We start from the raw sequence: 11,968 nt of genomic DNA, 5'->3' as shown, positions 1-11,968 counted from the left end.
CCGGCGCCGATCCCACCCGGCCCGGAAGGAGCCCCATGGCCGACGTCACCACACGGCGCCCCACCCCCGAGGCGGGCGCCCAGCGCGCGCGGCGCACGCCACCGCGGCGCCCCGCGCGCGACGACCGCGCCCGCGAGCTGCGGAACCTGCTCGGCAGGGCGGACGTGAAGCTCTCGCCCTACCTGTACATCGCCCCCTTCTTCCTGCTCTTCGCGCTGGTCGGGCTCTTCCCGCTGGCCTACACCGCGTACGTGTCGCTGCACGACTGGCACCTCATCGGCGGCAGGGGCGAGCTGGTCGGCCTGCAGAACTACGCCGACGTCGTCCAGCAGCCGAAGTTCCGCACGGCGCTGCGCAACACGTTCAGCATCTTCGTCCTGTCGGCCGTCCCGCAGCTGATCGCCGCGCTCGTGATCGCGGCCGTCCTGGACGCCAACCTGCGGGCGAAGACGTTCTGGCGCATGGGCGTGCTCCTGCCCTACGTCGTCGCCCCCGTCGCGGTGTCCCTCATCTTCTCCAAGCTGTTCGCCGACCAGTCCGGCCTCGTCAACACCGTGCTCGGCTCGCTCGGGGTGGAGCCGGTCCGCTGGCACGCCGACACCCTCGCCAGCCACCTCGCCATCGCCACGATGGTGAACTTCCGCTGGACCGGCTACAACACGCTGATCCTGCTGGCGGCGATGCAGGCCATCCCCCGCGACCTCTACGAGGCGGCGATCATCGACGGCGCGGGCCGGCTGCGGACGTTCGTCTCGATCACCGTCCCGATGCTGCGGCCCACCATGATCTTCGTCATCATCACCGCCACGATCGGCGGCCTGCAGATCTTCGACGAGCCGCGCCTGTACGACCAGCAGGGCGACGGGGGCGCGGACCGGCAGTGGATGACGATGACGATGTACCTTTACGAGCTCGGCTGGGGTGCGCAGAAGAGCTTCGGCCGGGCCTCCGCCGTCGCCTGGATCCTCTTCCTGCTCATCGTCGTCATCGGCCTGGTCAACTTCGCCGTCACCCGGCGGATCGCCTCCGGGTCGTCCTCGGGGGGGAAGCGCTGATGGCCCGGGCCCAGATGTCCGTCGCGGCCGTGCAGCAGACCGCCGGCGCGGGCGCGGCCCGCGCCGCCGCCCGCCGCCGCGGCTCCGCCGGGATGGGCGCGAACCGCCGCCCCGGGTGGGTCACCTACGCGCTCCTGGCCGTCGTCGTCGCGCTGTCGGCGTATCCGCTGTGGTACGCCGTCCTGCTCGCGTCGTCGGACGCGGTGACGATCGCGCAGAACCCCGTCCCCTCGCTGCTGCCGCAGCCGCACCTCGTCGAGAACGTGCAGCGGGTCCTCGGGTCGAACATCGACTTCTGGCTGGCCTTCCGCAACAGCGTCGTGATCGCCGTGGTGACGAGCGTGTCGGTGGTCTTCTTCTCCACCCTCGCCGGGTTCGCGTTCTCCAAGCTGTCCTTCCGCGGTCGCCGGCCGCTGCTGGTGTTCGTCATCGCCACGATGGCGGTCCCGACCCAGCTGGGCGTCGTGCCGCTGTTCATCCTGATGACCGAGCTCGGCTGGGTCGGCAAGCTCCAGGCCGTCGTCGTCCCCGGGCTCGTCACCGCCTTCGGCGTCTTCTGGATGACCCAGTACCTGGAGGAGGCCCTGCCCTACGAGCTCATCGAGGCCGCCCGCGTCGACGGGTGCTCGATGATCCGCACCTTCTGGCACGTGGCGCTGCCCGCCGCCAGGACCGCGGGCGCCATCCTCGCGCTGTTCACGTTCGTCGCCTCGTGGACGAACTTCTTCTGGCCCTTCGTGGTCCTCGGGCCCACCAACCCGACGCTGCCCGTGGCGGTCCAGCTCCTGCAGGCGTCCTACTTCAAGGACATGTCGCTCATCATGGCCGGGGTCGCGGTCTCCACCGTGCCCCTGGTGCTGCTCTTCGTCGTCGTCGGCCGCCAGCTGGTGGCCGGAATCATGCAGGGAGCCCTCAAGGGATGACCACGATCCTCACCCCCTCCACCACCCCGGCGCCCGCCACCGCGGGCCGGCGTTTCCCGCCCGGCTTCGTCTGGGGGGCGGCCACCGCGGCCTTCCAGATCGAGGGCGCCGCCACCGAGGACGGCCGCGTCCCCTCCATCTGGGACACCTTCTGCCGCCTGCCCGGGGCCGTGGCCGGCGGCGACACCGGTGACGTGGCGTGCGACCACTACCACCGCTGGCGCGAGGACCTCGACCTCGTCGCGGACCTGGGCCTGGGCGCCTACCGGTTCTCCACCGCCTGGCCGCGCACCAGCCCCGAGCCCGGCGTCGTGAACCGCGCCGGCCTGGACTTCTACTCCCGGCTCGTGGACGGCCTGCTGGAGAGGGGCGTCACGCCCTGGCTGACGCTGTACCACTGGGACATGCCGCAGTCGCTGGAGGACCGCGGCGGCTGGGCCTGCCGCGACGTCGTGGAGTGGTTCACCGAGTACGCGCTCACGGTGCACGGCGCCCTATCCGACCGCGTGCGGCACTGGACCACCCTGAACGAGCCGTGGTGCTCGGCGATGCTCGGCTACGCCGGCGGTCAGCACGCCCCCGGGCGCCGGGACCCGCAGGCCGCCGTCTCGGCCGTCCACCACCTGCTCCTCGCGCACGGCACCGCGGTGCGGGCCATGCGGGCCGCCGACCCGGACGCGCGGTACGGGCTCACGCTGAACATGACGGTGGCCGACCCCGCGGACCCGCACAGCGCCGCCGACCGCGCCGCCGCAGACCGGCTCGACGCGCTGCAGAACCGCCTGTTCGCCGATCCGGTGTTCCTCGGCCGGTACCCGCAGGTCGCCCTCGACGCGTACGCCGCCGCCGGGGTGGGGCTGCCGGTGCGCGACGGGGACCTCGAGGTCGTCTCCACGCCGCTGGACTTCCTCGGGCTGAACTACTACACCGGCGCCGCGGTCAGCGCGCAGGGCCCGGTGGCGGCGGACGCCCTGCCCGGCGGCGCCGCCGTGGAGCGGCCCACGTCCGAGCCGAACGTCGGCATCGGCGACGCCCGCGTCGTCTCCCGGGGCCTGCCCCGCACGGCGATGGACTGGGAGGTGCAGCCCGACGGCCTGCGCCGGCTGCTGGAGCGCGTGCACGCGGACTGGACCGGGCCCGCCGGCGTCCCGCTGTACGTGACGGAGAACGGCGCCGCCTACGACGACGAGGTCGCCCCGGACGGGTCCGTGCCCGACGACGACCGCGCCGGGTACCTGGTGGAGCACCTCGCCGCGGTGCACGCCGCCCGGGAGGACGGCGCCGACGTCCGCGGGTACTTCGCGTGGTCGCTGCTCGACAACTTCGAGTGGGCCTACGGGTACGGGAAGCGGTTCGGCATCGTGCGGGTGGACTTCACCACCCAGGCCCGCACCCCCAAGCGCAGCGCCCTCGTCTACGCCGACGTGGTCCGCACCGGCCTGCCGGCGCCCGGAGGTACGGTCGGCGCGTGAGCAGCGAGGACGACGGGGCGGGCGCGTCGCGGAGCGGGCCCGCCCCGGGCGCGGCGCGGCGCGGCGCGCCCACCCTGCGGCAGGTCGCCGCGCACGCCGGCGTCTCCCGCGCGACCGCGTCCCGCGTCATCAACGGCGGCCACCTCGTCAGCGACCGGGCGCGGGTGGCCGTCGAGGCCGCCATCGCCGAGCTGGGTTTCGTCCCGCACCCGGTGGCCCGCAGCCTCGCGACCCGCCGCACCGGCTCCGTCGCGCTCGTCGTCCCCGAACCCAACGACCGCGTCCTGGGCGACCCGTTCTTCGGGCACACCATCAACGGCCTGTCCCTGGCGCTGGAGGCGGCGGACCTGCAGATGGTCCTGGTGCTCGTCCGCCCCGGTAGCGGGCCCGACCGGGCGGTGCGCTACCTGACCACCGGCAAGGTCGACGGGGCGGTCGTCACGTCCCACCACGGCGAGGACTCGCTGAACTCCCGGCTGCTGGCCTCCGGGCTGCCGTGCGTGTTCCAGGGCCGCCCCCTCGGCGTGGCGACCACCTGCTACGTCGACGTGGACAACGTCGCCGGGGCGCGCCTGGCCACCGAGCACCTCCTCGCCTCCGGCCGCAGGCGCATCGGGACCGTCGCGGGGCCGGCGGACATGGTGGCCGGCGTCGACCGGCTCCACGGCTGGCGCGCGGCCCTCACCGCCGCGGGCCTGCCCGCCGCCGCGGTCGAGCACGGTGACTTCACGGTGGCCGGGGGGAGCGCCGCCACCCGTCGCCTGCTGGAGCGCCACCCGGACCTCGACGCGGTGTTCGCCGCCAACGACCTCATGGCCTCCGCCGCGCTCGGCGTGCTGTCCGCCGCGGGCCGCCGCGTGCCGGACGACGTCGCCGTCTTCGGTTTCGACGACCTCGGGATCGCGGCCACGACGAGCCCGCCGCTGAGCACCGTCGTCAACCCGGTGGAGCGGATGGCCGCCGCCGCCGGGGCGATGGTCGTCGACCTCGTCGGCGGTGCGGAGCCGCCCGCCGGGCCGGTCGTGCTGGACGCCGGGCTGGTGCTGCGCGGCTCGGCCTGAGCGGCAGGCCCCACAGGGACCGCACAGCCGGGCCACACCACGCCCACCGCCGCCGCGGCGATCCTCCTCGGGACGGGTACCGCGCGGTGGGAGGAGTTCCGGTGGAGCAGCAGCAGGTCCGGCGGCAGGACGGGTGGGGGAGCCGCCCCGCGTACGAGGGACGCCTCCTCGACCGGCCGCAGGAGGACGTCGAGGACCAGGGGCTGCGCTTCGACGTGGAGACCCTCCTGGGCCGCCGGCGCGTCCTGCGGTTCCTGGGCGTGGGTGCCGCCGCGTCCGTCCTGGCCGCCTGCGGGGACACGGCCACCCCCGCCGGCACCTCCACCGAGACCTCCGCGACGAGCGGGGAGATCCCCGACGAGACCGCCGGCCCCTACCCGGGTGACGGCTCCAACGGCCCCGACGCGCTGGAGCAGAGCGGCATCGTGCGCGGCGACATCCGCTCCAGCTTCGCGGGCGCCACCGGCGCCGCCGCAGGCGTCCCCGTGACGCTGGAGCTGACCGTCACCGACCTCGCGAACGGCGGGGTGCCGTTCGCCGGGGCGGCGGTGTACGTCTGGCACGCCGACCGCGAGGGCCGCTACTCCATGTACTCCGACGGGATCACCGGGGAGAACTACCTGCGCGGGGTGCAGGTCGCCGGCGCGGACGGGACGGTGCGCTTCACGAGCGTGTTCCCCGGCTGCTACGACGGGCGCTGGCCGCACGTCCACTTCGAGGTCTACCCCGACCTGGCCGCCACCACCGACGCGGGCAACGCCGTCGCCACCTCCCAGCTCGCCCTGCCGCAGGCGGCCTGCGACGCGGTGTACGCGACCGCCGGGTACGAGGCGTCCGTGGAGAACCTGTCCCGGGTGAGCCTGGGGTCCGACAACGTCTTCGGCGACGACGGCGGTGCCTCCCAGCTCGGCACCGCCACCGGCGACGTGACCGCCGGCTACACCGTCACCCTCCCCGTCGGCGTGGACACCGGGACCCTGCCCACCGGTGGGCAGCCGCCCAGCGGCGGTGGCGCCCCCGGCGGCGTCGGCGGTCCGCCGCCGGGAGGCGCCCCCGCGCAGCGCGGGTAGCCTCGAAGGGGTGAGCGCAGCACCCACGACGGCCGTCCACCTCGACAACCGCTTCGCGCGGGAACTGCCGGAGCTGGCGGTCCCCTTCCGGGCCTGGGAGGCCCCCGAGCCCCGCCTGCTCGCGCTCGACGTGCACCTCGCCGCCGAGCTGGGCCTGGACGAGGACTGGCTGCGCAGCCCCGAGGGCGTGCACCTCCTGCTCGGCACCGCCCTGCACGAGGGCGCCACCCCGGTGGCGCAGGCCTACTCCGGCCACCAGTTCGGCGGGTTCTCCCCGCGCCTCGGCGACGGGCGCGCCGTGCTGCTCGGGGAGCTGACGGACACCGCCGGCCGCGTCCGCGACCTGCACCTGAAGGGTTCCGGGCGCACCCCGTTCTCCCGCGGCGGGGACGGCCTCGCCGCGGTCGGGCCGATGCTGCGCGAGCACGTCGTGAGCACCGCGATGCACGCCCTCGGCATCCCCACGACCCGCTCCCTGGCGGTGGTGGCCACGGGGCGCACGGTGCACCGCGAGACCCCGCTGCCCGGGGCGGTGCTCGCCCGCGTCGCGAGCAGCCACCTGCGCGTCGGCACCTTCCAGTACGCGCGCCTCACGGGGGACCCCGCGGTGCTGCGCCGCCTGGCGGAGCACGCCACCGCCCGCCACTTCCCGGCCGCCGCGCAGGCGGAGCACCCCTCCCTCGCGCTGCTCGAGGCGGTGGTCGCCGCCCAGGCGTCCCTCGTGGCGCGCTGGATGCTCGTGGGGTTCGTCCACGGGGTGATGAACACCGACAACATGACGATCTCGGGGGAGACCATCGACTACGGCCCCTGCGCGTTCCTGGAGGCGTTCGACCCGGCGACGGTCTACAGCTCCATCGACTCCGAGGGGCGCTACGCCTACGGCAACCAGCCGGCCATCGCCCAGTGGAACCTCGCCCGGCTCGCGGAGGCCCTCCTGCCGCTGCTGCACGAGGACGAGGAGCAGGCGGTCGGGCTCGCCGTGGAGGCGGTCGGCCGCTTCGGCCCCGCGTTCGACGCCGCCTGGTCCTCCGGGGTGCGCGCCAAGCTCGGGCTGCCGGGCGACCTCGACGACGCGGTCCTCGGGCCGCTGGTCGGGGACCTGCTGGCCCTGCTGCAGGCCGGGCGCATCGACCACACCTCGTTCTTCCGAGCCCTGGCGCCCGCCGCCCGCGGCGACGAGCAGCCCGTGCGCGACCTCTTCCTGGACCGGGAGGCGCTCGGCGCGTGGGTGGCCCGCTGGCGCGCCCTCGGCCCGGACGGTGAGGCCATGGACCGGGTCAACCCCCTCTACATCCCCCGCAACCACCTCGTCGAGGAGGCCCTCGCCGCCGCCACCGCCGGGGACCTCGCGCCCCTGGAGCGGCTGGTGGACGTGGTGCGCGAGCCGTTCACCGAGCGCCCCGGGCTGGAGCGGTACACCGAGCCTGCGCCGGAGCACTTCGGCGCGTACCGGACGTTCTGCGGGACCTGACAGCAGGCGCCGCCGGCCCGCGCCGGCTGTGCCGGGCGGGTGAGGAACCGGCCCGTGGCCCCTCCGGTGGGTGCGCCAGGCGGTATACCGGGCCGGTGTCGACGGCGACGAACCCCCCGCGGTCCCCCGGTGACGGCCGGCCGCCCGGCGCGGCGGGCTGGCCGCGCAGCATCCTCGGCATGCTGTGGCGGCTGCTCGCGGGGTGCGTGCTCGTGGCCGCCGTCGTCGCCGGTGCCGGGCTCGCGCTGCGGGCCTGGGGTCCGCACACCCCGGTGCTGCGCTCCGAGGGCGACGTGAGCCGGGCCCTCGTCGGGATGCGCACCCCGCTGCTGGACGACGTCAGCAACGTCTTCAGCCGCGTGGCCGACACCGGTGCCGTCGTCATCACGGTGGTGGTGGGCGCCCTCGTCCTGCGGCGGCTGCTGCACCGGTGGCGGGAGGGCCTCTTCGTGGCGGCCGCGACGTGGGGACAGTGGCTGGTGTTCCTGTCCATGACGGTGCTCGTGCCCCGGCGGCGTCCCGGCGTGCCCCAGCTGGACCCGGCGCCGCCGACGTCGAGCTTCCCCTCCGGGCACACCAGCGCCGCCATCGCGCTGTACGCGGCGCTGGCGGTGGTGGTGCTGCGCTGGGCCCGGCGCCGCTGGGTGCGGGTGCTCGTCGTCACGGGGCTGCTGGCGGTGCCGGTGCTGGTGGGGCTGTCCCGGCTCTACCGCGGGATGCACCACCCGACGGACCTGGTGGGCAGCGTGCTGTGCGCGGGGCTGGTGCTCCTCGTGGCCTCCGCCGTGGTGCTGCGCCGCCCGCTGCCCGAGGACGCCCGCAGCGACCGCCCGGGGGAGCCGCACGCCGTCACCGGCCGGTGAACGCCCCGTCTTGCCATCCCACGGGATGGTCGTAGGATGGTGAGCAGAGGGAGAGGAGTGCCGGTGGCGGAGACCGAGAAGAGCGAGAAGATCACCGTCAACATCGGCCTGGTCGACCTCGGCCAGATCGACCTGCTGGTCGACGAGGGCTTCTACGCCAACCGCACGGACTTCATCCGCACCGCCATCCGGCGCCAGCTCGACAGCCGGGCCGCGGCGGTCGAGGGCAGCGTGGAACGCAGGGCGCTGACCCTCGGCACCCGGCACCTCGGCCGCTCCGAGCTGGAGTCGCTGCGCGAGGCCGGGCACCGGGTCGAGCTGCGCGTCCTCGGCCTGGCCACCATCGCCGACGACGTCAGCCCCGAGCTGGCGCTGGCGACGATCGCGTCCGTGGAGGTCCTCGGCGCCTTCCGGGCGCCCCGGGCCGTCAAGGCCGCGCTCGCACCCCGCACCCGCTGACCCGCACCCCGCTGACCCGCACCCCGCACCCCGCACCCAGGCGCCGCGCGTCGCCCGCACGCGGTCCGCGACGGCGACCCAGCACGACCAGCACCCCATGGCGCGGCCGCCCGGCCGGTGCCGAGGTCCACATCTCCCCCGGAGGGGGCTCCCGTGAACGACGACCGCACCACAGGCATGCCCGAAGCACTGCGACTCGTGCGCGCAGGACGGCTGGAGGAGGCGGCCGCCCACCTGCAGCGCACCCTCGGCCACGGGGCCCCGGCCCCGGCGGCCGGCGCGCGCGGCACCGGCGCCCCCCGCCCCGCCCGCTCCCTCCCGCAAGGGCACCCCTCCCCGCCCGCGGGGCACACCCCGCCCGGCGCGGGCGGCCGCCTCGGCGGCCTGCGCGACCGGCTCGGCGCGCTGCGCGGCGCGGGCGCTCCGTCCGGCGGCGGCCCGTCCGGCCTGCTGGGCAACCTGCCCGGCAACCTGCCCGGCAACCTGCCCGGCACGGGCGCGCGGAACTCCGCTGCGGCCGCGCGGGCCGCCGCGGCCCCCGGTGGGGAGATCCGCCACCTCAGCCACACCGAGGCCGCCGGCACCCGCAGCTACGACCTCTACGTCCCGACCGGCCTCACCGGCCGGCCCGTCCCCCTGGTCGTCGTCCTGCACGGCGGCAGGCAGAACGCCCTCGACTGCGCCGCGGGCACCCGCATGAACGAGCTCGCCGAGCGGCACACCTTCCTCGTCGCCTACCCCGAGCAGCCCACCTCGGCCAACGCCGGCGGGTACTGGAACTGGTTCGAGCCCGCCGACCAGCGGGCCGGGTCCGGTGAGCCGTCGATCATCGCCGGCATCACCCGCGCGGTGACGGCCGAGCACCGGGTCGACCCCGGCCGCGTCTTCGTCACCGGCCTGTCGGCGGGCGGGGCGATGGCGGCCGTGATGGCCGCGACCTACCCGGAGCTGTACGCCGGGGTCGGCGTGCACTCCGGGCTCGCCTACCGCGCCGCCCGCGACATGGGGTCGGCGTTCGCCGCCATGCAGACCGGTGGCCCGCCCGCCCCGGGCAACCAGGTGCCGCTCATCGTCTTCCACGGCGACGCCGACACCACCGTGGCGCCGGTCAACGCCGAGCGGCTCGTCGCGGCCCGCCTGGCCGTGGCCGGCACCCGGCTGCGGACCACGGTCGAGCAGGACACGCGGGCCTCCCGCGCCGCCACCCGCAGCACCCACAGCGCCGCCGACGGCACCGTCGTCGCCGAGTCCTGGACCGTGCACGGCGGCGGGCACGCCTGGTCCGGCGGCAGCCCCGTCGGGTCCTACACCGACCCCGCGGGCCCCGACGCGTCCGCGGAGATGGTCCGCTTCTTCCTGGCGCACGGCCGCCGCTCCTGACCCGCGCACGGGGAGCGCCTCCCGCCGGGACCGGACCGGCGGGAGGCGCTCCCTGCCGGCACCCCGTGGGTCCACGACCGGGCCGGGCCCGGCGCGGCCCGGCGCCGGCCGTCAGCCGGCGTACCCGGCCTGCGCCGCCCGCCGCGGTCCCACCACCGGCACCGGCCCGTCCGCCCGCACCACGAGGACGGCCAGGTCGTCACGCGGCGCGGAGGGGCTGAAGTCGCGGACGCACTCCTCGACGGAGCGCGCCAGCGCCTGGGCGTCCAGGCCGGCCCGCCCGCGCAGGACCTCCAGCAGGGAGGCCTCGCCGAACTGGGTGTCGCCGTCGCGCCGCTCGGTGACCCCGTCGGTGTAGAACACCAGGCTCTCGCCCGCCCGCAGCACCAGCTGCGACTCCGCCACGTCGACCGTCGGCATCACCCCCAGCAGGTCACCGGCCTCCCCGACGAGGGCGGCGCCCTGCCCGCCGAGCAGCGCGGGCAGCGGGTGGCCGGCGTTGCACACGCGCACGCGCGCCACGTCGCCGTCCACCTCCACGACGGCCGCGGAGGCGGTGAGGAACCGGCCGCGCTCCCCGAGGTCCAGCAGGGCGTCGTTCAGCCGCTGGAAGCACACCGGCAGGCCGAACCCGTCCTGCATCGAGCCCTTCAGGACCTGGCGCGCCAGGCCCGTGATCGCCGCCGCCTCCGGTCCCTTGCCGCACACGTCCCCGACCGTCAGCCCGTAACCCCCCGACGGCAGCGGGAACACGTCGTAGAAGTCGCCCCCGACCTGGCTCGCGCCCGCGGCGGCGTAGCGGGCACCGAAGGACAGCCCCCGCGCGCGCGGCAGGGACGAGGGCAGGAGCGACTCCTGCAGGGCCCGGGCGACCGCCGAGCTCTCCTCGTAGAGGCGGGCGTTGTCCAGCGCCTGCGCGGCCCGCCGGGCCAGGTCGAGGAGCAGGGCGGTGTCCGAGGTGGTCGGGGTGCGCTCGCCGGTCACGACGAGCAGACCCAGCGAGCGGCGGCGCGCGACCAGCGGCACGGCGACCGCGTGCGCCCCGAACTGCTCCAGGAGCCCCGGCCGCGGCAGCCGCACGGCCCGGCCCGCGCTGCTGCGCGCGGCCAGGTCCACGACGAGCTCGCGGCCCCGGGGGCTCTCCAGCGCCGCGCGGAACCGCTCCGAGGTGTCCTCCACCCGGCACGTGACCGCCTCGACCCGCGGGGCGTTCTCCGGCAGCACCACCACCGCCGCGCACGAGCCGAACCGGGGCACCAGCAGCTGCGTCGTCAGGGCGGCGGCGAGCCGCACGTCGAGGCTCTCCGCGAACAGCTCGCTCGCCTCGGCCAGGAGCGACAGCGCTCCGCGGTCGCGCTGGCGCTGCTGCTCGCGCAGGTGGTCCGCGACCAGCAGGGTGAGCCGGTCGGCCACGACGCGCCCGAGGGCGCGCGCCTGCGGGGAGAGCACCCGGCCGGGGCGCAGGACCAGGGAGCCGACCTGCCCGAGCCGCCCGAGGAGGGGGAACACCACCAGCTCCCCGCGCTCCAGGACCCGCTGTGGGCCCGCCGCGGTCGCGAGCACGGCGGCCGCCTGCTCGGCGCGCAGCCCGTTCCCGCGCACCCCCACCTGCCCGGCCTCGGCGTCGGGGGTGAGCACCGCGAGCACCGCGGCGTCGTCGACGCCGAGCGCGTCGCAGAGGCGGTCCAGGAGCTCGCGCACGACGACCTCCAGCGGCAGGCGCTGCTCCAGGTCCGCGGGCAGGTCGACGACCCACGCCAGGTCCAGGTCCTCCCGCCCCGCGGCCTGCGCCGCTCGCGCCGGTGCGGCCTCCCGCGGCGCCGCGTGCGTGCCGGTGGGGGAGAACCGGCACCACACGGCCTTGCTGTGCGAGCGGTGCGCCGTGCCCCACTCCGCGGCCAGGGCGTCCAGGAGCGCCACGCCCCGCCCGCTCTCCCGCTCCTCGTCCGGGGCGCGCAGCAGCGGCAGCACACCGGGCAGCCGGTCCGAGACCTCCAGCCACAGGCCCTCCTGCTCGTGCCGCAGGCGGAGCTCGACCTCCGTCCCCGCGTGCAGCACGGCGTTGGTGACCAGCTCGCTGACCACGACGAGGGCGTCGTCCAGCACCGGGGCGAGGGCGCCGTCGCCGACGACCTCGCGCAGGTGGCGGCGCGCCAGGGCGGCGGAGCGCGTGTCGGGGGGCAGTCGCAGCCCGGGCAGGTCCCTCACCGC

Annotated in this window: 10 protein-coding genes; 9 read left to right on the top strand and 1 reads right to left on the bottom strand. The window is 76.2% G+C overall.

Annotation, left to right across the window (positions count from 1 at the left end; translation table 11 throughout):
• Positions 1-35: 35 nt before the first annotated feature.
• The 9 genes from ACYQBY_RS19400 (at position 36) to ACYQBY_RS19360 (ending at position 9,757) form a co-directional block, all read left to right on the top strand.
• Positions 36-1,055 (top strand): carbohydrate ABC transporter permease, encoded by a 1,020-nt coding sequence (locus ACYQBY_RS19400; RefSeq protein ID WP_459645531.1) that lies wholly within the window; start codon positions 36-38, stop codon positions 1,053-1,055.
• Complete coding sequence (locus ACYQBY_RS19395; protein WP_459645530.1) at positions 1,055-1,978, top strand: carbohydrate ABC transporter permease; 924 nt, start codon at positions 1,055-1,057, stop codon at positions 1,976-1,978. Before ACYQBY_RS19400 ends, ACYQBY_RS19395 begins: the two co-directional genes overlap by 1 nt.
• A complete protein-coding gene (locus tag ACYQBY_RS19390; protein ID WP_459645529.1) occupies positions 1,975-3,450 on the top strand; it encodes a GH1 family beta-glucosidase in 1,476 nt (491 codons plus the stop codon). The genes ACYQBY_RS19395 and ACYQBY_RS19390 overlap by 4 nt, the downstream gene beginning before the upstream one ends.
• Complete coding sequence (locus tag ACYQBY_RS19385) at positions 3,447-4,511, top strand: LacI family DNA-binding transcriptional regulator (protein WP_459645528.1); 1,065 nt, start codon at positions 3,447-3,449, stop codon at positions 4,509-4,511. The genes ACYQBY_RS19390 and ACYQBY_RS19385 overlap by 4 nt, the downstream gene beginning before the upstream one ends.
• Before the next feature lie 101 nt (positions 4,512-4,612).
• The gene (locus ACYQBY_RS19380; RefSeq protein WP_459645527.1) at positions 4,613-5,581 is read left to right on the top strand and encodes an intradiol ring-cleavage dioxygenase; all 969 of its coding nucleotides are present in this window, start codon (positions 4,613-4,615) and stop codon (positions 5,579-5,581) included.
• 10 nt (positions 5,582-5,591) lie between these two features.
• Complete coding sequence (locus ACYQBY_RS19375; RefSeq protein WP_459645526.1) at positions 5,592-7,055, top strand: protein adenylyltransferase SelO; 1,464 nt, start codon at positions 5,592-5,594, stop codon at positions 7,053-7,055.
• Positions 7,056-7,150: 95 nt separating this feature from the next.
• Positions 7,151-7,918, top strand: coding sequence for a phosphatase PAP2 family protein (locus tag ACYQBY_RS19370; protein WP_459645525.1), 768 nt, complete (start codon positions 7,151-7,153; stop codon positions 7,916-7,918).
• A gap of 63 nt (positions 7,919-7,981) precedes the next feature.
• Positions 7,982-8,377 (top strand): CopG family transcriptional regulator, encoded by a 396-nt coding sequence (locus tag ACYQBY_RS19365; protein WP_459645524.1) that lies wholly within the window; start codon positions 7,982-7,984, stop codon positions 8,375-8,377.
• Between the two features lie 153 nt (positions 8,378-8,530).
• Positions 8,531-9,757 carry an extracellular catalytic domain type 1 short-chain-length polyhydroxyalkanoate depolymerase gene (locus ACYQBY_RS19360; RefSeq protein WP_459645523.1) on the top strand — a complete coding sequence of 409 codons (1,227 nt, stop codon included), beginning with the start codon at positions 8,531-8,533 and terminating at the stop codon, positions 9,755-9,757.
• Positions 9,758-9,868: 111 nt separating this feature from the next.
• Here the strand turns inward: ACYQBY_RS19360 and ACYQBY_RS19355 are convergent, their stop codons facing one another.
• A complete protein-coding gene (locus tag ACYQBY_RS19355) occupies positions 9,869-11,965 on the bottom strand; it encodes a SpoIIE family protein phosphatase (RefSeq protein ID WP_459645522.1) in 2,097 nt (698 codons plus the stop codon).
• Positions 11,966-11,968: the final 3 nt, after the last annotated feature.

Source organism: Kineococcus anabasis, from assembly GCF_054590795.1.
This window is presented reverse-complemented; position numbering and strand designations above follow the sequence as displayed.